The sequence below is a fragment of the Pontimicrobium sp. MEBiC01747 genome (assembly GCF_053601635.1).
Genome location: NZ_JBSHNS010000167.1, coordinates 33,560 through 60,342, shown reverse-complemented (window position 1 = coordinate 60,342; position 26,783 = coordinate 33,560). Strand labels below are relative to the sequence as shown.

The 26,783-nt window shown below is 30.5% G+C and carries 24 protein-coding genes; 10 read left to right on the top strand and 14 right to left on the bottom strand.

Features of this window, described 5'->3' with window-relative positions; translation table 11 throughout:
- Positions 1–7 precede the first annotated feature (7 nt).
- On the top strand, positions 8–742 hold the full coding sequence (gene rlmB, locus ACVC2P_RS04870) for a 23S rRNA (guanosine(2251)-2'-O)-methyltransferase RlmB (RefSeq protein WP_452597362.1): 735 nt from the start codon (positions 8–10) through the stop codon (positions 740–742).
- Here rlmB and ACVC2P_RS04865 read toward each other — a convergent pair.
- Positions 737–1,510: a rhomboid family intramembrane serine protease gene (locus ACVC2P_RS04865; RefSeq protein ID WP_452597361.1), complete on the bottom strand. Its 774-nt coding sequence runs from the start codon at positions 1,508–1,510 to the stop codon at positions 737–739. The two genes, rlmB and ACVC2P_RS04865, sit on opposite strands and share 6 nt — an antisense overlap.
- Positions 1,511–1,642: 132 nt before the next feature.
- On the opposite strand from ACVC2P_RS04865, the gene ACVC2P_RS04860 reads away from it, so the two are divergent.
- The gene (locus ACVC2P_RS04860; RefSeq protein WP_452597360.1) at positions 1,643–2,920 is read left to right on the top strand and encodes a replication-associated recombination protein A; all 1,278 of its coding nucleotides are present in this window, start codon (positions 1,643–1,645) and stop codon (positions 2,918–2,920) included.
- Here ACVC2P_RS04860 and ACVC2P_RS04855 read toward each other — a convergent pair.
- The 6 genes from ACVC2P_RS04855 to radC form a co-directional block, all read right to left on the bottom strand.
- Entirely contained in the window at positions 2,917–3,765 is an 849-nt protein-coding gene (locus tag ACVC2P_RS04855; protein ID WP_452597359.1) for a hypothetical protein, read from the bottom strand. The genes ACVC2P_RS04860 and ACVC2P_RS04855 overlap by 4 nt on opposite strands.
- Positions 3,752–5,170, bottom strand: a complete 1,419-nt coding sequence (locus ACVC2P_RS04850) for a DUF5723 family protein (RefSeq protein WP_452597358.1) — start codon at positions 5,168–5,170, stop codon at positions 3,752–3,754. Before ACVC2P_RS04850 ends, ACVC2P_RS04855 begins: the two co-directional genes overlap by 14 nt.
- The gene (locus ACVC2P_RS04845) at positions 5,167–5,730 is read right to left on the bottom strand and encodes a hypothetical protein (RefSeq protein ID WP_452597357.1); all 564 of its coding nucleotides are present in this window, start codon (positions 5,728–5,730) and stop codon (positions 5,167–5,169) included. The genes ACVC2P_RS04850 and ACVC2P_RS04845 overlap by 4 nt, the downstream gene beginning before the upstream one ends.
- Positions 5,731–5,777: 47 nt before the next feature.
- On the bottom strand, positions 5,778–6,464 hold the full coding sequence (locus tag ACVC2P_RS04840; RefSeq protein WP_452597356.1) for a YjjG family noncanonical pyrimidine nucleotidase: 687 nt from the start codon (positions 6,462–6,464) through the stop codon (positions 5,778–5,780).
- Positions 6,457–7,755: a polysaccharide deacetylase family protein gene (locus ACVC2P_RS04835; RefSeq protein WP_452597355.1), complete on the bottom strand. Its 1,299-nt coding sequence runs from the start codon at positions 7,753–7,755 to the stop codon at positions 6,457–6,459. The genes ACVC2P_RS04840 and ACVC2P_RS04835 overlap by 8 nt, the downstream gene beginning before the upstream one ends.
- A 79-nt stretch (positions 7,756–7,834) precedes the next feature.
- A complete protein-coding gene (gene radC, locus ACVC2P_RS04830) occupies positions 7,835–8,533 on the bottom strand; it encodes a RadC family protein (RefSeq protein WP_452597354.1) in 699 nt (232 codons plus the stop codon).
- A 91-nt stretch (positions 8,534–8,624) separates the two neighbouring features.
- On the opposite strand from radC, the gene ACVC2P_RS04825 reads away from it, so the two are divergent.
- Both ACVC2P_RS04825 and ACVC2P_RS04820 read left to right on the top strand, forming a co-directional pair.
- Positions 8,625–9,068 carry a DUF1569 domain-containing protein gene (locus ACVC2P_RS04825; RefSeq protein WP_452597353.1) on the top strand — a complete coding sequence of 148 codons (444 nt, stop codon included), beginning with the start codon at positions 8,625–8,627 and terminating at the stop codon, positions 9,066–9,068.
- A gap of 10 nt (positions 9,069–9,078) precedes the next feature.
- Positions 9,079–9,681: an FMN-binding negative transcriptional regulator gene (locus tag ACVC2P_RS04820; RefSeq protein WP_452597352.1), complete on the top strand. Its 603-nt coding sequence runs from the start codon at positions 9,079–9,081 to the stop codon at positions 9,679–9,681.
- Here ACVC2P_RS04820 and ACVC2P_RS04815 read toward each other — a convergent pair.
- Positions 9,668–11,638: an ATP-binding protein gene (locus ACVC2P_RS04815; RefSeq protein WP_452597351.1), complete on the bottom strand. Its 1,971-nt coding sequence runs from the start codon at positions 11,636–11,638 to the stop codon at positions 9,668–9,670. The genes ACVC2P_RS04820 and ACVC2P_RS04815 overlap by 14 nt on opposite strands.
- Before the next feature lie 117 nt (positions 11,639–11,755).
- On the bottom strand, positions 11,756–12,412 hold the full coding sequence (locus tag ACVC2P_RS04810; protein WP_452597350.1) for a hypothetical protein: 657 nt from the start codon (positions 12,410–12,412) through the stop codon (positions 11,756–11,758).
- 311 nt (positions 12,413–12,723) lie between these two features.
- Here ACVC2P_RS04810 and ACVC2P_RS04805 point away from each other — a divergent pair, with 311 nt between their 5' ends.
- Entirely contained in the window at positions 12,724–13,158 is a 435-nt protein-coding gene (locus tag ACVC2P_RS04805) for a MarR family winged helix-turn-helix transcriptional regulator (RefSeq protein WP_452597349.1), read from the top strand.
- Positions 13,159–13,171: 13 nt separating this feature from the next.
- Here ACVC2P_RS04805 and ACVC2P_RS04800 read toward each other — a convergent pair whose 3' ends face one another.
- Positions 13,172–14,527 (bottom strand): UDP-N-acetylmuramate--L-alanine ligase, encoded by a 1,356-nt coding sequence (locus tag ACVC2P_RS04800; protein ID WP_452597348.1) that lies wholly within the window; start codon positions 14,525–14,527, stop codon positions 13,172–13,174.
- A gap of 79 nt (positions 14,528–14,606) precedes the next feature.
- Positions 14,607–15,554, bottom strand: coding sequence for a tetratricopeptide repeat protein (locus ACVC2P_RS04795; protein ID WP_452597347.1), 948 nt, complete (start codon positions 15,552–15,554; stop codon positions 14,607–14,609).
- Positions 15,555–15,792: 238 nt separating this feature from the next.
- Here ACVC2P_RS04795 and ACVC2P_RS04790 point away from each other — a divergent pair, with 238 nt between their 5' ends.
- Positions 15,793–22,197 carry an alpha-2-macroglobulin family protein gene (locus tag ACVC2P_RS04790; protein WP_452597346.1) on the top strand — a complete coding sequence of 2,135 codons (6,405 nt, stop codon included), beginning with the start codon at positions 15,793–15,795 and terminating at the stop codon, positions 22,195–22,197.
- 135 nt (positions 22,198–22,332) lie between these two features.
- Here ACVC2P_RS04790 and ACVC2P_RS04785 read toward each other — a convergent pair whose 3' ends face one another.
- A complete protein-coding gene (locus tag ACVC2P_RS04785; RefSeq protein WP_452597345.1) occupies positions 22,333–22,821 on the bottom strand; it encodes a hypothetical protein in 489 nt (162 codons plus the stop codon).
- A gap of 113 nt (positions 22,822–22,934) precedes the next feature.
- A complete protein-coding gene (locus ACVC2P_RS04780; RefSeq protein ID WP_452597344.1) occupies positions 22,935–23,411 on the bottom strand; it encodes an Hsp20/alpha crystallin family protein in 477 nt (158 codons plus the stop codon).
- Positions 23,412–23,681: 270 nt separating this feature from the next.
- On the opposite strand from ACVC2P_RS04780, the gene ACVC2P_RS04775 reads away from it, so the two are divergent.
- Positions 23,682–24,053 carry a DoxX family membrane protein gene (locus ACVC2P_RS04775; RefSeq protein WP_452597343.1) on the top strand — a complete coding sequence of 124 codons (372 nt, stop codon included), beginning with the start codon at positions 23,682–23,684 and terminating at the stop codon, positions 24,051–24,053.
- 108 nt (positions 24,054–24,161) lie between these two features.
- On the opposite strand, the gene ACVC2P_RS04770 is transcribed toward ACVC2P_RS04775, so the two are convergent.
- Entirely contained in the window at positions 24,162–24,683 is a 522-nt protein-coding gene (locus ACVC2P_RS04770) for a DUF4136 domain-containing protein (protein ID WP_452597342.1), read from the bottom strand.
- Positions 24,684–24,815: 132 nt separating this feature from the next.
- On the opposite strand from ACVC2P_RS04770, the gene ACVC2P_RS04765 reads away from it, so the two are divergent.
- The 3 genes from ACVC2P_RS04765 to ACVC2P_RS04755 are packed head-to-tail and all read left to right on the top strand — an operon-like array spanning position 24,816 to position 26,781.
- Positions 24,816–25,925, top strand: coding sequence for an alpha/beta hydrolase family protein (locus ACVC2P_RS04765; protein WP_452597341.1), 1,110 nt, complete (start codon positions 24,816–24,818; stop codon positions 25,923–25,925).
- Between the two features lie 10 nt (positions 25,926–25,935).
- A complete protein-coding gene (locus ACVC2P_RS04760; protein WP_452597340.1) occupies positions 25,936–26,283 on the top strand; it encodes an SdpI family protein in 348 nt (115 codons plus the stop codon).
- A gap of 39 nt (positions 26,284–26,322) precedes the next feature.
- Positions 26,323–26,781 carry a hypothetical protein gene (locus tag ACVC2P_RS04755; protein ID WP_452597339.1) on the top strand — a complete coding sequence of 153 codons (459 nt, stop codon included), beginning with the start codon at positions 26,323–26,325 and terminating at the stop codon, positions 26,779–26,781.
- Positions 26,782–26,783 lie beyond the last annotated feature (2 nt).

Sequence of the window (26,783 nt, the reverse complement as noted above, 5' to 3'; positions counted from 1 at the left end):
TGCTTCAATGGAAAAAAATACTCAAATTTTTGGTTTAAGGGCAGTAATAGAAGCTATTAATGCTAAGCAGTCTATAGATAAGGTATTTCTACAAAAAGGAATTAAAGGCGATTTATTTTCAGAACTAGAGTCCTTAATAAAACTAAAAGGCATTAATTTTTCTTATGTTCCTGCAGAAAAACTAAATAGATTAACTAAAAATAATCATCAAGGTGCTGTTGCACAAATTGCTCCAATTCCTTTTCATGATTTAGAAACACTAATAGAGGATATATTAAAAACCAATGCTACTCCTCTATTTTTACTGTTAGATCAATTAAGTGATGTTAGGAATTTTGGGGCTATTATTAGAACTGCTGAATGCACAGGTGTTCATGGAATAATAGTGCAAAAAAAGGGTGGTGCTCCAGTAAATGGTGATACTATTAAAACAAGTGCGGGTGCTGTTTTTAAAGTTCCTATTTGTAAAGTAGACCATATTAAAGACGCTATGTTCTTGCTACAAGCCTCGGGGATTAAGGTAATAGCTGCTACAGAAAAAACTAATAATACTCTTTACGATGTTTCATTCAAGGAGCCTTGTGCTATAATAATGGGCTCTGAAGGTAGAGGTATTAACCCTTCTGTATTAAAATTGGCAGATGCAAAGGCTAAATTACCTTTACTAGGCGATATTGAGTCATTAAATGTATCTGTAGCTTGCGGAGCTTTCCTTTATGAGGCTGTTAGACAACGCTTATAATTCTTTTTTATTTTCTTTAAAGTTATAACTCACTTTTACAGAACTAGTAGTAGTCTCTGAGTTTTCAAAATTATTTTCACTCAACTCGTTATCGTCTGGCTCTAGCTTTTCAATAAAATTTCCGTTTTCGTCAAAATGTTTTAAGAACTCATCGTCTTCTTCTTTATAATCTTCTCTTTCCCAAACATATTTCTTAGGTTTAGCTATTTCTTTTCTAAAAAATAAGGCAAATAACAATCCTGCAATTAATCCTCCTGTATGTCCTTCCCAAGATATCTTTTCATCTATAGGAAGCGCGTAAACAAACATGCTTCCGTATATAAATATTACTAATAGAGAGAGAGCTATTAAACGATAATGTTTTGCAAAAATACCTTTAAAGAAATTAAAACTAAATAACACGTATATTAATCCACTAGCTCCAATATGGTATGATGGCCTTCCTATTAACCATGTAAAAAAACCTGAAAGCAAAATACCATATATAATGATTTTCCAGGCTATATTTCTATAGAAATAAAATAATGCAGATGATAGTACAAATAATGGTATTGTATTAGAGTATAAATGTTTTAATCCAGAATGTATGAATGGACTAAAAATAATACCTCTTAACCCTTTCACCGTTTGCGGGTAAATACCATACTTATTAAATCTATAACCAAAACGTACTTCGAAAATAAATACTGTCCATATTAGCAGTACAAAAAGTAATGGATAAAGTATGACTTCTTTAGAAAACTTAAAAGATTCTTGCTGCTTTTTCATAGGTTAGTTAGTATAACAAATTATTATCCAATAATTCTTTTTGTGCTAGAATGGCAGATAAAACATAATGCTCTTACAAATTTTTAGTTCTACGACTCTTAATTTTTATAATAATTGCTTTAATTTTGTTCTATGAATGCACCTTTAGCTGAACGATTAAGACCAAAAACTTTAGAAGATTATATTAGCCAAACTCATTTAGTTGGTGAGTATGGTACGTTAACTAAGCAAATTGAGCAAGGCTTAATTCCTTCTTTAATTCTCTGGGGACCTCCAGGAATTGGAAAAACTACTTTGGCTAATATTATAGCTACTGAGTCTAAAAGACCTTTTTATACTTTAAGTGCTATTAGTTCTGGTGTTAAAGATGTTAGAGAAGTCATTGAAAAAGCTAAAAGTAGTGGAGGTTTATTTACTACTAAAAATCCTATTCTTTTTATAGATGAGATACATCGTTTTAGTAAATCGCAACAAGATTCTTTATTACAAGCTGTAGAAAAAGGTTGGGTTACATTAATTGGTGCTACTACAGAGAACCCGAGTTTTGAGGTTATCCCTGCTTTATTGTCACGATGTCAGGTATATATATTAAAGCCTTTTGATAAAAAGGATTTAGAATTGCTTTTAATGCGTGCTATAAAAGAGGATGAGTTGCTTTCTAAAAAAACAATAATATTAAAAGAAACCGAAGCTTTATTGCGTCTTTCCGGGGGTGATGCTAGAAAATTATTAAATATTTTCGAGCTTGTTATAAACTCTGAAAACACAGATAAGGTCACTATTACCAATGAACTAGTTTTAAACAAAGTACAGAACAATACAGTACGTTATGATAAAACTGGTGAACAACATTATGATATTGTTTCTGCTTTTATAAAATCTATTCGTGGCAGTGATCCCAATGCTGCTGTATATTATTTAGCTAGGATGGTAGAGGGTGGCGAAGATGTAAAATTTATTGCTAGGCGCTTACTTATTTTAGCTAGTGAGGATATTGGAAACGCTAACCCTACTGCTTTGGTAATGGCGAATACTACTTTTCAAGCTGTCTCTACTATAGGATATCCAGAATCGAGAATAATTTTAAGTCAATGTGCTACATATTTAGCTTGCTCTCCTAAAAGTAATGCAGCATATATGGCCATTGGTACTGCACAACAATTGGTTAAAAATACGGGAGACTTGCCTGTTCCTTTATCTATTAGGAACGCACCTACTAAACTTATGAAAGAAATTGGTTATGGTGAGGCGTATAAATACTCTCATGATTACGAAAATAATTTTGCTAATCAGGAATTTCTTCCTGAAGAAATAAAAAACACAAAATTATACGAACCTGGTAATAATGCCCGTGAAAATGCACAGCGTCAGTTTTTAAAAGCACGTTGGAAAGAAAAGTACGGGTATTAAAACTTAATATTTAAGTTCTTTTTTTCTAATCTATTTCCTTTTTGCTCAGCAATTACCCACCCTGTATCGACTTTATATATTACAGCATCTCTTCCTTTTACTATAAAAATATGTTCTTGCCCAGAAGCGTATAGGGTATATACAACCTTAGGTGTTGTATCTACTAATTGAAATCCTGTGTTTGTAGGTTGCGCGTATAATACATCTTTATTAAATGTTTTAATGTTGTCTTTTTTAATCTCTTTTTCTACTTCTTTTTCAATTGGCTTCTTTACCTCTGTTTTTACTTGCTCAACTACTTTTACTTTCTCCTCAACTGCTTTTAAAGATTTAATTTCTTCTTTTAATCTTTTAATTTCTTCTTCTTTTTTAGTCTCTGCTTCTGCCATTGCTAAAGTCTTTTCATTTGGCTCATATTTATAGTTTAAATCTTTAAACGAATTAAAAGCAGCGCGGATAGCATTATTGTATGCTACTGCATATTTTTTCTCTCTTGAAGTACCTTCTAATGATGTATAAACAACTTCTCCATTACAATTTTTAAGTTCTACTTTTAGTTTTGTTTTAAACATTCCAGAATTACTTAACACATCTGCCTTTAATGCTAAGCAACTATTTTTTACAATTTCCTCAGGCAATTTGTCTTCTTCCATTACAGCTATAAAGCCATTTTTTTGAAATAAGTATTGAGTTAAAGAATTTAGCCTATATTGATCTGCTTCTTTTAAAAACTCAAATTTATTAGGTACAATAACATACTTATATTCATTTAAACTAACTTGAGCAGGTAATAATGAGATTATAAAAAAAGCCAGCAAGGCAAAAATTGTTTTATTTGTTTTCATTTTTTGTAAAAATATAATTGAATCCTACTTGTAAAGATAAGCTTTGTGCTTGTGCTAAGTTCTGAAATTTTAATAAATTATCTGCCATGGCATAAAAATTTACGTTTCCTAAATGTGCTGACAGTCCTAAACCAATATTAGAACTTGAGTAAGAATCTGCTGTGTATGTTGCTTTTAATCGTAATTGCCTAAAGATTTTTTTATAGTAAAAGGCTGTTAATGCTATTTGCGGCTGCTTTGGTCTATTAATCATAAATAGTTGAACTCCTAAAGCATTAGCATAGCCATCTTTGTTAGATTTACAATCGCATATTTCTTTGTTATTTCCTCCAAATGCATATTTTACAGCTGCATTTAACTTTAATGGTCTCCATGTTGTGTAGGCTTGATTATCTTTTTTTAATTCAAATAAATTATCATATTGGTTAGCTATTTCGTCCCAATATTCTTGCGCAGTTTGTTCACCGTTACTTCCCGAAAAAAGCGGGTTAATTCCCTCAAATTCGTAACGCCCTCTTAGACTATAATTTTCTACATCCTTTTTATGCCTAATAAAACCTATATCTTGTATACTTGCATCTAATGTTAGATTATTTTTAAATTTATAGGTAAACCCTATATCTAAACCTAAGCCTAAATTACCACCAAATAGGATTCTCTTTTTTATTGTTGAAATATCATTATTAACTTCAGAATTATTATCATTTATTAAACTAGATAAGCCTGAAGTTCTAGCTTCTAATCCTAAACTAAAAATATGCCTGTAAAAATTTTCTGTTCCTGGTACTGTTACAAATGTTCCTGTATTTCTAGTCGAGTTTATATTAATAATACTGGAATATATTTTGCCTCTAGCTCCTATTGTAAACTTTTTATTTATTTTTTTATTGTACCCTAAATGAAAAACAGAAATCAATTCTCCACTTGCATTTAAATCTCCCAAATTAAATTTTCTGTTAATATTATTATAGTTTCCTTCGTAAGCCAAAACAGCATAGTCCTTAGGAAAATATACAAAAACATCTAACTCTTCGTATAAACCAAAAGATAGGTATTTATTTTTTTCATAACCATTACCAAAAGCAAAGCCTCCAGATAATATTTCTAATTGTTGGTTTATAGCAAAAACATCTTTATTATCCATACTATATACTATATCTTTTAATTTAGAATTAAAGTCTCTACCGTCTTTTACAAAAAGATCATACGGAGATACTCCAGAGAAACCAACATTAGCATGAATATGGGATAATAAAGGTATGCCTACATACCAATCATTATCAACTTCTGCTCCTGGATTAATCAACAAATTCTGCGGAATTTCGTTAAACCCATATAATACCTGCTTGTTTTGTGCTCCACAAACAAAAGTTACAATCATAAATAACAGGCAAGTCTGCTTCATTCTCCTGTATTTATGTTAAAAAAGAAGGTGCCTTTAGACCTAAAGCCTAATGTACCGCTTGAGTTATTGTTTAGTGTAGATCCATCAGAACTAGCAAGCATTGTTAGCGTTAAAAATAACTTATTTGTTGTTTTTATCGCTTCTAAGTTGCCGCCTTCAAAAACTTCTGTACTTTCTGTTATTACGGCTTCATTATTTATAGATGGTGTAACTGTAAATGTTATGGTATGTTGCAATTCATCTAATTCATTTAAAAAATCTACTTTTGCTTCAAAAGTTCTTTTAATACTATTTGTTGCTTCAAATAGAAGAATTGCTTTTTGTAAATTATCTTTTACAAATTCATCGTTAAAAATTTCTATTACAACACTATCTGTAATAGTTAAAACCTCGGCTCCAGAATTGTCTACAAATGTAGTGGCTGGCTCTTCAAAAAATAATAGACTAGATTCTAGGGTTGGGGTAAGTATAATGTTTTCTGCTTGATCAAAATCGACATTTTCAACACATGAGAATGATAGAAAACAAAAAACCACATATATAAACACGTTTTTTAACATTTTTAATCGCTTTTTAATATTAAAACGACTTAAAAAATATATTATTACTAAAAAAAGCGTTTTATTTCTATTATATTATTTACTTGTTTTATTCCTGAATCAATTATTGAATTATGATAATTAAAACAAATAGCATCTAAGCCTATATTTAATGCTCCTAATATATCTGCTTCATAATTATCTCCTATCATAATACTATTTTCTTTAGTTGCTCCTGCTAGGTTTAATGCAAAATGAAATATTTTAGGGTTAGGTTTTTTTACTCCTACCATCTCAGAGTTTGTTACGGTATTAAAGTAATGATCTATTTTAGATTTTATTAGTTTATGTTTTTGTACTTCTTCAAAACCATTTGTTATAATGTGCAATCTGTAGTTTGGTTTTAGGTACTCTAACAACTCTATTGTGCCATCAAAAATATGATTATGAGTTGTTAAATATGTTATATAATCTTCTGATAGTTTATCTATCATTACTGCTTCAATATTAACATTTATAGCATTAAATGTTTCTTGTAATCGTTTAAATCTTAAATTTTCTTTGTTTATTTTTTCTTCTCTATAAAGCTTCCAATATTTTAAATTAATAGGCTCATAATATTTTAAAAAGGTTTCTAACTGTACATCTATACCGTTTTTTTTAAAAATTAGTTCGAAAGTTAAGCCAGAATTTTTATCGAAATCCCAAAGGGTATGGTCCAGATCGAAAAAGATATCTGTTATTGTATTATTCATGTGTAGAGTCTATAATTATATTAAATAGGTCTTTATAGCCTTTCCATTTTTCGTTATTACTAAATGTATAATTATGAAAAACAGAAACAAATGTTCCGTTTACTTTTTTCACCTCAGCAATAAGGTTATTAAGCGCCTGTTTTTTATCTAAAAGTGATTGTGTTTTTAATAAAGCATTATCTAATACATGATATGTATTAATTTTTAAAGGTGTTTGTATTTCATAATCTAAATCATAAAAGAAAAACGGCGTACACGTACCTGCTCTAAAGCCTAAATAATCTATATACCCCATAGTATAATCTTCTGGCACTTCTAATTCTACAAGGTTTCTGTATGCTTCAGGAAGATTAAGCTTAGAAAACGATTGTCTAGATGCGTGTATAGCTCTATTAGTTACTGCTTCTAACCTTAATTTTTCTTTTTTAAGGGTTTCTTTATTTTCTAAAGCAAAATAACTGGCTTTCAATCCAATATTACAGTAATCTGCCACTTGTTTTATTAAGGAGACAAATTTTCGTTTTTGAACATTTATATTTTTATCATAGGTTGAAAAGTCTCCTATTAAAAAAAATACAACAAATTTAAATTTGGTTTGTTTTTGTTTATTTATAATGTATTTAAATGTATCGAAAGGATCATTTTTAAACCCAAATAATACAGCATATCTAGTATAGAGTTCTTTAAACCGGAAACCAAAAACATCTTTTAAGGTTCCTCCTATTGTACGCATTACTCCTTTTAATTTATAGTTATAGGCCGTTGGAACATCTATAACAGGAGATATTTTATAATCTCTTTTAGGGTAATCAAAATCCGGGTATTGTAATTTTAAAAGTGCTTTAAATTTATAGGCCCATATATCTACTACTGGTTGGTGTAAAAATTTAGATTTAAACCCTAGGCTATCTTTAGCCATAAAACGTCCGTATTCATCTTTTACATGTGGCAAGTACTCTTCATATCTGCTTAACAGGTAAAAGGAAGCTGCAAAGATGTCGAAAGGCAAAGCACTTTTTTCTCCATTGGCAAAAAAACATTTTGTGTCTTCCCAAGTCGAAACATTTATATCCAAATCATTTAAACCCTGTTCAAATAACAACTCATGAGAACGAATAAAAATCTCATTGCTTAAAGGTTGTCTGGTATAGGACATTTTTAAACTATTATGCGCTATAAAATCTTCTATAGTTGTAGTAAACCTTACAGGAATTCCTAGAATTCTAGTACATATTTGTTTAAATGTATATTTTAATCTAGGCGTTATTTTATGTGAATAAACTAAAAGCATAATTTAGGAAAACTTATACTGTTCCTATCTTTCAAAAATAAGAAATTAGACAATGACTCCTTGTACGTTTATGGATATCTTATAAAAGATTTGAGTCTGCAAAACTAAAATAAGATTTCTCTGTTATAATAAGGTGATCTAGAACTTTTATATCTAAACTTTCTGAAGCGAGTTTTAGCTTTTTTGTTAAAGCGATATCTGCTTTACTAGGACTTAATGTTCCTGAAGGATGATTGTGTGCTAATACAATTCCTATTGCTCCCACTTCTAGTGCCATTTTAAGGGCCAAGCGTACATCTACTAACGTTCCTGTAATGCCTCCTTTACTTAATTGATTCTTCTGAATGACTTTATTAGAGTTATTAACATAAATTATCCAGAATTCTTCATGAGGTAACTCTCCTATTATTGGCTGCATTAACTCAAAAACCGATCTGCTGGACGTTATTTTTTTGCGGTCTAAAGCCTCGCTACCTCTTCTTCTTCGTCCTAACTCTAGGGCTGCTACTATAGAGACAGCTTTTGCTTCTCCTATTCCATTAAAATTCATGAGTTGCTTGGTTGTTAACTTCCCTAGCTCGCTTAAATTATTATTTACACTTGCTAGTATACGCTTACACAAATCTACAGCGCTTTCATGTTTATTACCCGAACCAATTAAAATGGCAACTAACTCGGCATCACTTAACACTTCTTTCCCCTTGTTTAATAGTTTTTCACGCGGTTGGTCTCCTTCCGACCAATTTTTTATTGAAAATGAGGCTAGTTTTTTATGCATTTTATAAATCTACATCTTTTTTTATTATTTATAAATTCACTAAGTAAAAAAATGTTGTAAATTTCAAGGGTAATCTTATAATCTATCAATTATGCAATCAATATTCAATCCAGAGGCTCATAAAGAGTTATTAAGTAGAATAGAAACATTAAACGAAACATCTTCTGCATTATGGGGTAAAATGGATGTTGCCCAAATGGTACATCATTGCCAAGCCCCTTTAAATATTATGATGCAAAAAATAGATTATGGTTTAAAACCTAACTGGCTTATTAAAACCTTTTTTAAGAAATCTTTATATAACGATAAACCTTGGCGTAAAAACTTACCTACTGCACCTGGATTAAAAGTTGTAGACCATAAAGTTTTTAATACCGAAAAAGAGGCACTTGTTACATTAATAAATGAGCTGCATGAGTCTAAAGCTAAAACTAATTGGCAGCCTCACCCCGTTTTTGGTGAATTTACAGCTCAGCAATGGGGGCAAATGCAATACAAACATTTAGATCATCACTTAAAACAATTTGGAGTTTAATTAGCTAAGGATGAGTTACCCGCCTAAACATCATCTAGAGGGCAACATTAATCATATGATTAGTGTTATTAAATCGTACCCTTTAGCAACAATTATTTCTGTAAAAAACAACACGCCTTTAATTACTCATTTACCGCTAATTTATAATGAAAATAAGATACTTGTTGGACACATAGATTATAATAATCCTCAAGCTGAGTTATTGTCCAATAATAACGAGGTTACTGTTATATTTTCTGGACCACAGTGTTACATTTCGCCAAGTATTTATAGTACTAAACAGTTGCCTACATGGAATTATATTAAGGTTCATTTAAAAGGTAAGGTTTCTGCTATTACAGATGTAGATTCTATAAAGCAATCTTTGGTTAAAATGACTGATTTTTTTGAACAACCTAATCCTAAATATAGTTTAGATATTAATAATTCTAGAATGGATAATTTAATACATTACATTAAGGGGTTTAAAATAGAGATTACTGATTGGGAAGGGAAGTTTAAATTATCTCAAGATAAAAAGCCTAGCGATATAAATAGTGCAAGAGCAGAATTAATTCGGGCCAATCAAGACCATATTGCTTCTTTTTTAGATACTGTTTTTAGTCCTCGTTAAAAAGTACATTGGTTATTTTATCTATAAAATCTTCAGGTTTATAAGGCTTAGAAATTATAGCATTAATGCCCACTTGTTTTGCTAATACTTTACTATGGTCTGTAACATCTGCTGTGATAGCAATAATTGGGATATTTTTATGAGGATTTTGGGTAGCTCTTATTTTTTTTGTGGCTTCATACCCATTACATATTGGCATATGAATATCCATTAAAATTAAATCAAATGGTTCTTTATTAAAAGCCTTAAAAGCCTCTATTCCATTTTCTGCTTTTACAATTGTTGCACCCCATTTTTTTAAAAACTGCTCTCCTATTTTTAAATTAATTTTATTATCATCTACTAACAAAACCTTAATACCTTCTAGCAATGTTGCATTAAAACTAAAAGAATTCTGCGTTTTTTCTTTTGCTTTTTGTTTGCTTAGTATAAGCTCTAATAAAACAATAAATGTAGTCCCTTCTCCCACTTCACTTTCTACACTTAAAGTTCCTCCTAACAATGCTACTAAATCTTTAGCTATAGATAAGCCTAACCCTGTTCCTCCAAAGCGTCTTGTTATAGAAGTCTCTGCTTGTTGGAAAGGATTAAAAATGCTTTCTATTTTATCTTTTGGGATACCAATACCTGTATCTGAAATTTCAAATCTAATTCTGCAACTATCTGCTTTTAGCTGTTCTTGTTTAACATGCAACGAAATATGCCCATTTTTGGTAAACTTAACAGCATTATTAAGCAGATTTATTAAAATTTGATAAAGCTTTGTTTCGTCACCATATAGGTTTTGAGGGATGTTTTTATCTACTACAAATTTTAAATCGTTATTTTTAGATTGGGTATCGAAAGTAAATGCATTATGCAAATTATTAAGTAATGCGCCTAGATTAAAATGAAGGTTTTCTACTTGAATTTTATTTGCTTTTATTTTCTCTACATCTAGTACGTTAGTTAATAACGTTAATAGTTTATCGCTTGCATAATCGGTTGTTTTTAAATATTCTAATTGTTTTTCATTTAAATTTTCAGATTTCAATAAATTTAAAGTTCCAATTATTGCATTTAAAGGTGTTCGTATTTCATGGCTTATTACAGATAAAAATTTATCTTTTATTTCATTCGCTTTTTCTGCTTCTTCTTGCGCTTTTTTAATATCTGTAATATTACTAGAGTAAACATTTACATAATTACGCCCTACTACTGGATTAAATCTTAAATTATAGGTTCTGTCTAATATGGTTATTTCTTGTGTTTTTTCAATATTATTTTTTATTACTTTATCTAAAATTTTTAATACTTTTTTACTTCCTATTTTACCATTAACTGTTTCCCATTGTTTTAATACCTTTTCTGAAGCCTTATTATTATTTAAAACATTTCCAAACTCATCTATTCGTATCGTTGGGTGTGAACTTTCATTAAAAAAACGAGCTAAGACTTCATTTTTTTGACTTGCTCTCATTTCTGCAATTTTTATTGCACAGATAGAGGATATACTTTTAAAAATATCTAAATGTTCTTGTGTAAAAAAGTTTTTCTTAGAGTGTTCAGAATCTATAACACCTATTAAATTTCCTTCAAAAATAAGAGGCACAGCAATTTCAGAATTACGAGACATATCGTCTATAATATAACGAGGGTCTTTTGTACAATCTCTAACTATTTCTGCTATGCCAGAACGTGCAACTGCCCCAACAATTCCTTCCCCTAACTTTAAATAAATTGGATTAGCTATAATACCTTCATCTATAATTTTGGGGCCATATGCTGCTTTTTGTATAAGTCTATCGCTGCTTTTATCATAGATATAAATAACACAGTCTTCTAACATTAATGAATCTACGCAGTTTGTAACTATATCCCACAGTATGTCATCTATACTATTTTTTTTATAAGTATGGTTAAATGTATGTTCTACGAGGTGTTTAACTATCGTTAAATGCGTTTCTAAATAATTCATTTTTAGGGACAAAAGTTTTTAAATATATGATTTTTTAAACTTTTTTTAATATAAAAAAACGCTTGCCCTTATAAAAAACTGTATTTCAAATGATTATACATTTCATTAACTAAATCATCATTCTTGACTGTAAGTATCTAGACGTTTTTGTGCTGCGGGTATATTGGAACTTACAAAAGAAATCGTTTCGTAAATTAAGCCTACACCATCTGAATAGTACACTTTATCTAAAGCGGGCAATAAGGTTTCATCTGGGTTACTTTTAGCATAACGTTCGGAGTTTATACATGAAAAAGTTCCTGCCTCGACAGTAAAGTCATTAATTCCTGCTTGTAAGGTTTCATAAGTTGTTCCCCATGTATACTCATTAATTATACGTTCAGAAAAATCATTATTTGCAAACTTAATTTTACCTGTTTCCCATACTAGATATCCTAAAGAATCCCTCAGCAATTCAGTAGATGTTCCATTAGGGTTTAATATTAAATTGTTATTATCGTTTCCAGATGTCTTTGTTGTAAACTTAAAATAGGTTTTATTATTAACAATTTCTACTCCTGTTATTTTAACAGAATCTATAACTCCAGAATAGTCATATTCCTGAGTATTAACATTGTATACATAATTTTTATATACCCAAGAACTTCCTACGGTTAAGGCATAAAAGCCAGCTTCTGCTTGGGAGTTCCCTGTGCTCCCCACAGAATTATCGTCGTCATTAGTACATGAAAAAAATAGCGCAAATACACTAAGAGATAAAATAATACGTTTCATAAAAAAGTTTGTTAAATTGGTTAAAAACGTAATTGTGCTCTATATTTTAAAGATTGTTTGGTTAGTTAACTAAGCAAACGTTAGTTTTTTTACTTTATTATATTAACTAGTCTCCTAATTTTATAAAAGAGTTAAACCGTTATTTTCTGTTTTTTGCCTGCATAATAAAAGCTTAGAGCCAGATACACACACATTTTGCCTATAAAACATACAATGCTAGGCTTTATACCTCATTAAAAACGTATAATTTATAAAAACGCTTGCAAATAAATAGCGTATCAATTATTATTGTATTTAATAACTATCCCTAAATGAGAGCTATACCTTCAAAAACCCTTTTTTATAGTATTGAAAAAGCCATAAAATCTTACCGAAAACTCGCACAAGAAAAACTTTCGGAAGTAATAGATGAAATAACTATAGATCAGGTTAACATATTAGCTTTTATTGAAGAAAATCCTACATTACCGCTTAAAGATATTGCTGCTTTAACTTTTACAGATGATAATGAAGTTTCATTATTACAGTCTATTAATGTAATGGTAGAAAAAGGTTATTTAAAACAACATACGGATGCTGATAGTACAAAAACTACAATTATTGTAACAGATAATGGTAAATCTGTTTTAGAAAGCTTAAGCCCTATTATAATAAAAAACAGGCGTAAAGCGTTAGATGGTATTACTCTAGAAGAGTTAATACAGGTTGAAACTATTTTAAAAAAAATAGCGACTAATTGTAATTAGAGTTATGCTATTGTTATTTTATTAAACGCTTTACAGCCTCGAAATCTAAACCGCCATAATTACCTGAACTCATTAATAATAATGAGGTATTCTCAAAGTTCTGAGAGAATAAAAACGCTTTAAATTCTTCTGGATTGGTATAAATAATTAAATCCTCGCGTTTAAATGCAGTTGCAATTTGCTCTTGTGTTACTTTTTCTAATTTTTTAATTTCTACAGCATGGGGAGAATAAAAAACAACAGCAACATCGGCAGCATCCAAAGCGCCTTTGTATTCTTTTAAAAATTCAGCATTTAAACTACTGTATGTATGTAGCTCTAGGCAAGCCACTAAAGTTCTATTACTATATTGTTCCTTGACCGCGTTTGTTGTTGCTTTTACTTTACTTGGCGAATGTGCAAAGTCTTTATAGGCAACACTTGTAGCATTTTCTGCAATTTTTTCTAAACGCTTACTAGCGCCTTTAAAAGTAGCTATAGCTTCATAAAAATCGTCTTCATCAATTCCCATGTGCTGGCATATCCACTTTGCGCCTGCCAGATTATTAAGGTTATGTTTACCAAACACTTCTATTGGTAAAGCGCCTTCTGGAGTTTCTAATAATGTTTCGCCGCCCTCTACAGTATATTCTGGAGTTTGGTATGCTATTTTACGAATAGGGTTTTCACTAGCTTCCACCACACGTTTTACTTCTGCATCTTCTTCATTATAATTAATACTTCCGCCATTAACAATACTATCTACAAAAATGCTAAACTGCTCTACATAATTCTCGTAGGTAGGAAACACGTTTATATGATCCCAAGCAATTCCGCTTAATAACGCAATATTAGGTTTGTATAAATGAAACTTAGGGCGCCTATCTATTGGTGAGCTTAAGTACTCATCTCCTTCTAAAACAATAAAGTCATTATCTTCTGTAAGTTTTACCATAACATCAAAACCTTCTAATTGTGCACCAACCATATAGTCTACATCTCGATCATGATAATGCATAACATGCAAAATCATGGACGTTATAGTTGTTTTACCATGACTTCCTCCTATAACAACTCTGGTTTTATGCTTAGATTGCTCGTATAAAAACTCTGGATAACTATATATTTTAAGGCCTAATTTCTGTGCTTTTAATAACTCTGGGTTATCTTCTTTTGCATGCATACCCAAAACAACAGCATCTAACGTTGTTGTTATTTTTTCTGGAAACCAACCAAATGTGTCTGGCAATAGTCCTTTAGCTTCTAATCTGGATTTTGAAGGCTCAAAAATAGTATCATCACTTCCTGTTACTTGATATCCTTTATTGTGTAATGCTAAAGCCAAATTGTGCATTGCGCTTCCGCCAATAGCTATAAAATGTACGTTCATGGTTTTGTTTTGAAGATGTTTCAAAGATACTTTTTTAGAGCGAACTCCTCTATATTTTTTTTAGAAAATAATAGTGCTTTTATAGACTTTTTATAGCTTCTTTTTCTTCACGAAATGGCTTTAAATCTTTCTCAGCAATGGCTTTATCAATCCATTTTAAGGCTTCTGTTTTGTCCTTTTTATGTTTATAAATTTGTGCTAGTCTGTAGTATGCCCAAGATTTAGGCACACCATCTTTTGCGCTGTAATGTTTTAAATAAATCTTTAAGCAATGTTCGCCTTTATTTAAATGCAAATTATATTCTGCACAAACTTTACCAATTTGGTAATGCATCGCATTTCGTTGATGCTTTTTATGTGCAGCTTCAATAGTTTTTATAGCCTTTTCAGGTTCTTTTTCGGCTTCATATAACTTTGTTAACTTATCGTAGCACGTTATAGAACCTCCAACATTAATGGCCATTTTATAATATTTTTCGGCTAATTCAGGCTCATCATCATACTCATAAATATAGCCTTTGGCTAAGTAGCCATCTACTTTAGAAAGTGCTTCTAACTCGTTAGCGTATTTAAACGATTTCTTTTTACTACCGCCAATAATACCCGGTAACTGCATGTATAATTCTACTAAAGCCCAACGTGTATCTATATGTTTAGGGTCTAATTCTGCCGCTTTAATAAAAGACGACTTAACATCGCCAATAATACCTAAAGCTCTAATTTTACTTATAGATAATGCTTTCATGCCTAAAGCACCGCCATATTTATAATGGTAATTTGCTGTATTAGGTTTAGCTTTTACTAACTTTTTATATTCGTTTGCAGCTGCTTCCCATTTTTTTTGGTGTCCGTAAGCATCACCTAATAACTCTATAGCCTCTAAGTTTTTTGGATTATTGTATACAAAAGGCGCTAAAAGTGTTTCTGCTTTTATAAAGTTTTTTTGAGAAATATAGGACTCTGCCTCATCAATTGTTTGACTAAAACACAGTAATGGAAATAAGAATATACAAAGCAGTAAACGCATAGAGTAAAATAGTTAAAACAAAAATAATATTCTCTTGGTATTGTTTTTGATTTATTTAAAAAAGTTTTTGCTAACTTTAAAAATACTTTTGTTTACTCATTGAAACGTAGCTTTTACATATTTAGTGTTTTTTAAAGTAGCTTTTAAACATACATTGCATTACAATTGGACGAAACCGAATTAAATTCCTTTCGTATTATAATAAGTAAAAAACGTTTACAGGTAAAACCATATATAAATGAAACAATATATAACATTATTAATGATTATTCTTTTTGCTAATACTTCTCTTTCTCAAAATAACAACTACGATAAGTTATGGAAGGCTGTAGAAAAACTTGAGTTAGAAGGGTTACCAAAATCTGCTTTAGAAAAAGTAGATGCTATTGCTATAAAAGCAAAAGCAGATAATAACCATTCGCAACGCATAAAAACATTACTCTATAAAAGTAAGTTTATTTTAATTTTAGAAGAAAATGCTCAACTTAAAGTTATAACAGACCTTAAAGCAGAAATTAATACAAGTGAAATACCAGTTAAAAATGTTTTAGAAAATATATTAGCCAATTTATATTGGCAATATTATCAGCAAAATCGCTATAAGTTTTATAACCGAACCAAAACTGAAACTAAAGTAGATACCGTAGATTTTAGAACCTGGGATTTACAGACTTTATTTAATGAAATTCATTTACATTTTACAAACTCTTTACAAAACGGTTTAATACTACAGCAAACCAAATTAGAGGTATTCGATGAATTACTTATAACGCAAGAAGGCTCTAAAACTTACAGACCTACTTTGTTCGATTTTTTAAGCCATAATGCTTTATCCTTCTACAGCACTTCAGAACATCAAATAACTAAGCCAGCTTATAAATTTGAAATAGATAATCCGCATTTTTTAGTAGAAGCAGAACGTTTTTCTAAACTAAACATAAACTCTAAAGACACGACTTCTCAAGAGCTTAATGCACTTAAAATATATCAAGAGTTAATGGCCTTTCATATAAAAGATAAAACGCCTTATGCACTTGCAGATGTTAATATTAAACGTTTAAAGTATGTATTACAACATGCAATATTTAACAATAAAGATAAGTTGTTTTTAGAAGCACTACATACAGAAAAAGCTAAACACAGCTCGCATGAAGTATCTGCTTTGTACAATTTTGAAATTGCCAATAAGTATTACCAACAAGGGCAAACCTTTAACCCAAAAACAGCACCAGAAAACAGATTTAAACTAAAAGAGGCATTAGCGCTATGCAATACAGCTATTAATACTTTTCCTAAGAGTAAAGGAGCAGAAAAATGTACTGTTTTAAAATCACGTATTTTAAATCCTAGCTTAGAAATTACTACAGAAGGTTTTTTACCAATACAAACCAATGCGCGTTTACTATTAAAGTATAGTAACTTAGACCACCTTTTATTTCAAGCTTATAAAATATCTGAAAAACAATACGAAACTTTTAAAACAATTTATCGTGAAGACGAAAAACAAAAATTTATAAAAAAATTAAATGCTACCACAAACTGGAATGCGAATTTAATAAACGAAGGAGACTACCAAAAACACACTATAGAAGTTAGTGTTCCTAAATTAGATAATGGTCGTTATTTAATTACAGCAAAAACATTAGAACTAGAAACAAACTTTTTATCTACTGCCATTATACAAGTTACTAATATTGCTACAGTAGAGTATCAAGATGATAACTATAAATACTTTCAATTTATACATAGAAATACTGGAGCGCCTTTAGTTAATACGGCAATAGAATTAACGTATCATAATTATGGTAAAAAGGAAATAACAGAGCATGTTACAACTGATGCTTTAGGACATATTAAAATAAAATATTCTAAAAAAAGAAGAACCAATTTAAAGCTAAAAGCGGTACATAAAAACGATGTAGGTTATTTTGGAAATTATAATATTTATAGAGGTTATAGATATAATAACGACACCAACAAACCATACAATAGTGGTTTTATTTTTACAGACAGAAGTATTTACAGACCCGGGCAAACCATATATTTTAAAGGTATTATTATGAAAACTGAAGATGAAAAATCTACAGTTTTAGCTAACGAAAAGGTAGCAATAACCCTAAGTAATGTTAATGGTGAAAAGATAAAAACACTGGACTTAGTAACGAACGAATTTGGTTCGGTTTCTGAAACGTTTATTTTACCAAACGATGGTTTAACAGGTAATTTTAGTATTAGATTAAATGGTGATAACATTAGTGCCTACCATTCTATTAGTGTTGAAGAGTATAAACGCCCAAAGTTTGAAACTAAGTTTAACCCCATTACCGAAACTATAAAAATAAACGATAGTGTAACAGTAAAAGGAGAAGCCTTAGCTTTTGCAGGAAGTAATATTACAGACGCCAAAGTAGTCTATCGTGTAAAACGTAATGTACAATACCCGCGTTGGTACTATTGGTATAACAGGCATGCGTACAGTAGCGAGGCACAAGAAATTACAAAAGGAGAAACAATAACGGATGCTAAAGGACACTACCAAATTACATTTAAAGCTATTCCGGATGAAAGTGTAGATAAAAGTAGTTTACCAATTTTTAATTATGAAGTTACTGCCGATGTTACAGATGTTAATGGAGAAACTAGAAGCACTACAACTATAGTAAAAGTTGGTTACCATGCATTAACAGCAACAGTAACGGTAGACCCAAAACTAGACAAAACAAACAAAAAGCAAACCCTTAGTATAGACACTAAAAACTTAAATGGAGAATTTGTTGCAGCAAAAGGCGCTATTAAAATATATAAACTATTAGCACCAGATTATGTATTAAGACCTAGACCATGGACTGCGCCAGATTATTACAATTATACTAAAACAGAATTTAAAACACTGTTTCCTCATGATGCTTATAATGATGAAGACAATAGTAATAACTGGAAAAAAGGCAAACTAGTTTTAGACGATACATTTAATACCAGAAAATCTAAAACAATAGCTTTAGGTAATATGAAACGTTGGGAATCTGGCGAATATATTATTGAATTAGAAACTAAAGACAAATTTGGACAATTGGTTAAAGACCAGACTAAAACCATTTTATACAGTAATCAAGATAAAGCACTCGCAGACAAACAACTATTTAGTATTACTACAGATAAAAAAGAATATAAAGCTGGAGATAATGCAATTATAACTGTAGCATCTGCTGCAGAAAATATTACCGTAACACTTACTGTAGAAAAAGATAGAAAACTTATTAATACACACACTATAACTTTAAACAACAATAAAAAAACAATAACAGTTCCCGTAACTAAAGACGATTTAGGAGGTTTTGCTGTTGCATATAGCTTTTCTGCTTTTAATAGTTTTCAAAATGGAGTCGCCCTAATAAATGTCCCTTACCCAAAAACAGATTTAACTATTGAAACTAAAACGTTTAGAGATAAGTTACAACCTGGTACAGACGAAACTTCGTCTTTTAAAATAAAAGGCCCTAAAGGCGAACAAGTTTCGGCAGAATTACTAGCAAGCATGTACGATGCGTCTTTAGATGAATTTAAAGCACATAATTATAATTTTAACCCAATTGTTCGTAATACGTATCGTCCGCTTTTTGTTAAAAATTCTAGGTTAAGTTATAATACCCAAAACTTTAGAACCATTCGTAAAACTTATGCACAAAACTACCCATCTACGCAACAATACGATAGCTGGCATTGGTTTGGATTTAATTTTGGAAACTTTCACTACCAAAGACAACGTTATTTAAGATCTATACAAACAAAAACACCTTCATCGTATACCAGCACACATAAATCTGGAATTAAAAAAGGGTATATAGAAGGCGTTGTTTTAGATAATGATAAAGTGCCTATACCATCAGCAAACATCGTATTAAAAGGAACATCTACTGGTACGCTTACAGATTTTGATGGTAAGTTTAAATTAGAAGTAAAAAATGGAAAAACATTACAGTTTTCGTTTATTGGCTATAAAACACTAAATGTCCCAGTCACAAAAGATAATTATTATACCGTCACGCTAATAGAAGATAATGCTATATTAGAAGAAGTTATTGTTATGGCTGATGAAAGTGTACAGAGAAGTATGCAAGTTAAAAGTGCTGCAGCACCTTTAAGAGCTAGAGTTTCAGGTATGCAAATTGAAATGGAAGCAGCAGAAGAAAGTGCAACTGTATTAAATGATGATGAATTTAATGATTTTAATTACTATAGAGGAAATAAATATTCTAAAAAAACATTTAACGATCATAAAAGAGACAATCAAGAATCTTTTAACGAAGTAAGCATCAGAAAAAACCTTCAAGAAACAGCATTTTTCTTTCCACAATTACAAACGGACAAAGACGGTAATGTAAGTTTTAACTTTACAACACCTGAAGCATTAACCAAATGGAAACTGCAATTATTAGCGCATACTAAAACCTTAGAAAGTGCTACTAAAACCTTAGAAACGGTAACCCAAAAAGAATTAATGGTATTACCAAATGCCCCCCGTTTTTTACGAGAAGGCGATAATATTAAAATAAGCACTAAAATTGCCAATCTTACTAAAAAGCAATTATCCGGACAGGCCATTTTACAACTGTTTGATGCGCTTTCAGGTAAAGCTATAGATACCAATTTTAATAATGCAAACAACAGAAAAGAGTTTACTGTAGGTGCTAAAGGGAATACTCAAGTAACATGGAGCTTAAATGTACCAACAAGTATACAAGCTGTGCAATATAAAATAATTGCTAAATCTGGAGATTATAGCGATGGAGAGCAAAATGCATTACCAGTATTAACGAATAGAATGTTGGTTACAGAAACCTTACCAATGTGGATAAAAAGTAACGAGACTAAAACATTTACATTAGATAAATTAAAAACAAATACCTCAACAACACTTAAAAACCATAAATTAACTTTAGAAATAACTAGTAACCCGGCATGGTACGCTGTACAAGCACTACCATACTTAATGGAATACCCATACGAATGTAATGAGCAAACATTTTCCCGCTATTATGCTAATGCATTAGCAAGCCATATTGCAAATTCTAATCCGCGCATTCAAGACGTATTTAACCAATGGAAAAATACAGACGCTCTATTAAGTAACTTAGAAAAAAACCAAGAATTAAAATCATTATTAATACAAGAAACACCTTGGTTACGAGATGCACAAAGCGAAACAGAACAGAAAAAGCGCATTGCCTTATTATTCGATTTAAACAAAATGAATAGCGAATTAGCAAGAGCCAAACGTAAACTGGAAGCTAACCAAATGGGGTCTGGAGCATGGTCTTGGTTTGCTAATAATAGAGAGAATCGTTTTATAACACAACATATTATTACAGGATTTGGCCATTTAAAACAACTTAATGTAAAAGCTAGTAAAGAGGACACCGCTAGCATGATAGAAAAAGCATTACGTTACTTAGATGCCGAGTTTGTACAAGAATATAAAGACATTAGAAAATACAATAAAAATGTAGATTTAAGTTTAGACCACTTAAGTTATACTCAATTACATTATTTGTACATGCGTAGCTTTTTTAATGATATAAAAACGTCTAATGAGGTAGATAAAATTATTACTTATTATCATTCGCAAATAAAAAAATACTGGTTATCTCGTTCTTTATACTCTAAAGGAATGATGGCTTTAATTATGCACCGAGCAGATGAAACAACGACTGCAAATAAAATATTAAAATCGTTAAAAGAAAACAGTATTACCTCAGAGGAGTTAGGGATGTATTGGAAAACAAACACCAGTTCTTGGTATTGGTATCAAGCACCAATAGAAACACAAGCCTTGCTAATTGAAGCCTTTTCTGAAATTGAAAATGATACAGAAACTATAGACAATTTAAAGGTTTGGTTATTAAAAAATAAGCAAACCAACCAATGGAAAACCACAAAAGCAACTACCGATGCTGTTTATGCGCTATTATTACAAGGTAGCGATTGGCTAAGTGTTACAGAGATGGTAGAAGTTATTATTGGAGGGCAACCTATAGCACCGAGCAAATTAGAAAATGTAAAAGTAGAAGCTGGAACTGGCTACTATAAAACGGCATGGAATGGTTTGGAAATTAAACCAGAACAAGCAGAAGTTACATTAACAAAAAAAGGAAAAGGGATTGCATGGGGAAGTGTGTACTGGCAATACTTTGAGGATTTAGATAAAATCACCTCAGCAGAAACACCTCTTAAATTAAAGAAAAAACTCTTTAAGAAAACAAATGGTGATACAGGTGAAATCATCACAGAAATTAACAAAGACACGCCTTTAAAAGTAGGAGACTTAGTAAGGGTTCGTATAGAGTTAAGAAGCGACCGTGCTATGGAGTTTGTACACATGAAAGATATGCGTGCTGCTGGTATGGAACCTATAAATGTATTATCTAGTTATAAATACCAAGATGGCTTGGGCTATTATGAGAGCACAAAAGATGCGTCTACAAACTTCTTTTTCGATTACCTCCCAAAAGGCGTTTATGTATTTGAATACGATTTACGTGTAAACAATGCAGGTAATATGAGTAATGGTATCACTACTATACAAAGTATGTACGCACCAGAATTTACAAGCCATAGTGAAGGGGTTAGAGTAACTATAGAATAGCCTAATAACTGTTGGCTAACTACAATAAAATAAATAACAATGCCTTCCTGTAATTAAAAAGGATATTATTAATAAAAAATCGGTTTTGTGTCTTTACACAAACCGATTTTTTAAATTTAAAAACGTCATCTTAATTTAATCCTCTGCTTCAGGTTTTATAATTTGCGACTGGTATTTTTTTAAAAATTGTTTTTGTCTTGCTATCATTTGTTCCCTCACTTTATCTATATCCATAAAATCCTTTCCAAAGCTACTGTCAAAAAAATCATCATTAAAAAAATGCTTACTAAAAAGCGAATCTTGAGAAAAAACAGCCTCGAATCCTTCATTTTCAAACTTTGAGAAATTAGTATAGAATCTAGATTTAAAAGATTGCATTAAGCTATCTTTATCTAAAGAAGATAAATTATCGAGCTCGGAATTAGATGACCAAGAATAAATACTATCGTATCGTATTAAATTACCATTTTCATCAAACTCTTTATCTACTTTCCATGTCCCTTTTGGCTCTTTTACTATATTTTTTTCGTCAGTATTTATCTCTACTTCTTCTGTATTGTTTTTTTGCCCACTACAACTAATACAAACAAAAGCTAATACAGCTATTAAAATATACTGTTTCATTGTTTTAAAATTTAAGTTAGACATCTTTGAATACTTAATAACATAGGTATTATTAAGAAGAGGCTGAAAAAACAGCCTCTTCTTAAAATTTGCTCTAAATTTTAAGGGTACGATTACGAAATTTTAATTGTTCTAGATGGTTTTTGTTTAGCTTCTTCTTTTTTAGGTAAAAGAATGTTTAAAATACCATCTTTATAGCTTGCATTAATCTTTTCATCATTGACCGTTTCTGGTAAATTAAAAGTTCTTTTAAACGAAGAGTAACCAAACTCTCTACGCGTATAATTTTCTTCTTTATGCTCTTTTTCTTCTTTTGTCTCTGTAGAAATAGATAATACTTGATTATCAAGATCGATATGAAAATCTGACTTTTTTAAACCTGGAACAGCCATTTCTACCATAAAAGCATCGGCAGTTTCTTTAATATTTACCTTAGGTAAAGTTATTCCTGTATTAAAATTTGAGGTAAATACAGATGGTAAATCTCTATTAAAAAGATCATCAAACCAATTAGACAATATTGGAAAGTTTGCATTTGAATTAGTGTTTGACAAACTTCCGTTTTTAGGAACATTTACTAAATTGCTCATAATTACAAAATTTTTAAATTAAACATTATTTCAAAATTGAAATCTTTCTAGACTTCGGTATTAATTATGCAAATAAAATACCAAAATAGTTAAAGGTTATTTTTATGCAATCTCTTCCCTTTACTAAATGTAATTTTGTCAGAATTATGAATAATTGTCATATTATTACCCACACAGATCGAAAAACCAAAACACTATTAATACACTGAAAAATAACATTATACACAAAAAAAATTCATACATTTAATAACTAACCAAAATTAAATAAATATGAATTCAAAAGTTTTTATGGTTCTAAGAATATTACTTGGAGTCTTTGTTTTAGTATTCGGTATTAATAAGTTTTACAGCTTTATCCCTATGGATGCTCCTACCGGAGATGCTGGCGCCTATTTTGGAGCCTTAATGAAATCCAAAACATTAATGCTTGTAGCTATAGTAGAAATTGTTGCTGGTTTAGCCCTTATTTTTAATAAGTTTGGTGCTTTATTAGCTTTAATTTTAATGAGTGTATCTGTAAATGCCTTATTATTCCACCTTACTTTAGATCCTGCAAATAGTGCTGGTGCTGTTATTTTATTAGTATTAAATATAGTTGTACTTTATGGATATAGGGATAAGTATAAAGGATTGCTTAATTAAGCTTTATATTATAAAAAAGAGGCTATAAATTAGCCTCTTTTTACTTTCACTAACAACTTCTATTGCTAAAAAAATAACTTAAATAAGTATATTTATTAAAAGCGTTACTTAACCTTTAGGTGGGTATTGTGTCATTATTTTATCTACTATAGCTTTTAATTTAGCTTCTCGTTGTTGCGGTTTTGCTTTTGGGTTATATGCACTTTCGCTTTTAGCTTGCCAAAATAACCCTGTTTTAGAATCGTCTACAAATTCTATAATAATTTCTCTGTTTACTTTAGCTTGCCCAACAGGGATACCTATAGATACACCACCACCTACACCTCTACTTCCTCCACCTAGACCTACTCCAACTGTGCTATTTTGATTATTTTCAAACTCATGACTTGCTATATCAATTAGAAAATCTGGTGTTTCAGATTTAGAAAACCCCATACTATTTAATTTTGTTTCCAAAATAGACAGCAATCGTTTTTCATCTAACCCAGTTAGCCCAGTTTTCATATCATCGTAAAAATTATATGTTCTATATGCCGAAAAATCTGTACGCTTTTCATAATCGTAATTAACATAAATAGGTGCGCAAGACACTATACATAAAACTAAAATAAAGGCCTTTATATATTTCATAGTATTTTCTTTTTATATAAAAATAACGAAAATTATACCATTTAATGTAGTCTGGAAACCGTTCATCATAATTTTAACTTTTTTAACCTTTTAGTAGGCTACTTTTGTATAACAATCAAAAAGCAAGCAGTTATGATCCGTTTTATTTTCAAAATTATTATTCCTTCTCTTATTTTTATAGTTTCGGCTATTGCTCAAAATACACCAAGACCTCAAGATCCTAAACTACCATTGAGTTATAAATCTGAAACTGTTTATTTTACAAATTCAAAAGCTAATAATATAAAATTGGCAGGAACTTTAACGCTACCCAATAATAAGAAAAAGCCAACTGTAGCTATTTTAATTTCTGGATCTGGCGCACAAGACAGAGATGCTAATTTAAAAGTTTTTAACCACAGACCTTTTTTAGTTCTTTCAGATTATTTAACAAGGCATGGCATTGCTGTGTTACGTTATGATGACAGAGGAACTGCTGAAAGTGAAGGCAATCATGGCACGGCCACTTCTGCCGATTTTGCAACAGATGTTGAAGCTGCTATTGCTTATTTAAAAACTAGAGACGATATAGATCCTTCAAAAATAGGATTAATTGGTCATAGCGAAGGCGGCCTTATTGCTCCAATGGTTGCATCTAACACTAAAGATGTTGCTTTTGCTGTATTAATTGCAGGAACTGGTGTTAATGGTGCTACCGTTTTAGAAACGCAATCTAGAAAAGCAGCCGAATTACAAGGTATACCTAAAGCTCAATTAGATGAAAACGAAAAGCTTACATCTATTATATATGAAGCCATCTTAACATATAAAGACAATGCTAAAATTACAGACGTTATAACCAAAGGGCTTAACGATTATAAAGCTAATAACCCTGAATCGATGTTAGCGCCTATGATAACACCACAAATGATTAACCAACAATTAAGCATATTAAACTCTAAATGGTTAATGTATTTCATTAGAAGCGAACCTCACGATTTTTTATCTAAAACAACTTGCCCAGTTTTAGCTATAAATGGCAGTAAAGATATTCAAGTGCTACCTAAACTTAATTTAGAAGGCATTAGAAAAGGGCTAGAAGCTGCTGGTAATAAAGATTATACTATAAAAGAAATAGCGGGTTTAAATCACTTAATGCAAACGGCGAATACTGGTAGCATACAAGAATACGGAACTATTGAAGAAACACATGCACCCGCTTCTTTAAAGTTAATAACAGATTGGATTAATAAACGCTTTTAAACTTATAATTATGAACTGGACAGATAATACCTTTTTATTTATAACAATTATTACGGGTTTGCCATTTGTTATTGCGGCCTTAATAACCATGAAATTTCCTCCAAAAAAAATAAATTATATTTATGGTTATAGAACAAAAGCGTCAATGAAAAGCCAAGAACGTTGGGATTTTGCTCAAAAATACTCCTCTAAACAACTTTTGTTTTGTGGTTTATTTTTAATAGCAATAGGGCTTTTATCTATACTAATACCTGTAGAAAAATCTACAGGCATTTATAGCGCTATTATTCTTACTACATTATGTTTAATTATATTACTTTACAATACAGAAACTCAACTAAAAAAAAGATTTAAATAACCAATCAAAAATTCTAATACAGCCTTATCCTTTAAAACTATGATACTTTATAAACATACCCAATATGGTAAATTACTTATTGTTATTTTAAGTATTGTATTACTTTCTACAATTACTGCCTTTGTTTTTCAAGCAGGAACAAACCCTATACCTTGGCCAGTTCTTTGCTTTATTTCTCTTATATTTTTGTTTGCCTTACTATCATTTTATAAACTAACCATTATAATTACCAAAAACACTATTACAGCCAAGCTTGGAATAGGTATTATAAAAAAAGAATTGAATATTAAGGATATAAATTATGCTTCGATAGAAAAAATTAAAGTACCAGCTTTATACGGTATAGGTATTAGGTTAACACCACATGGCTGGTTATATAATGTAAAAATTGGACATGCTATTAAAATAAAATCTAAGACTAAAACCTTTTTTGTAGGTACTGAAGATTTCGAGAAAATCTATAATATTCTAAACAGTTTAAAAACAGAAAAACTGTAACT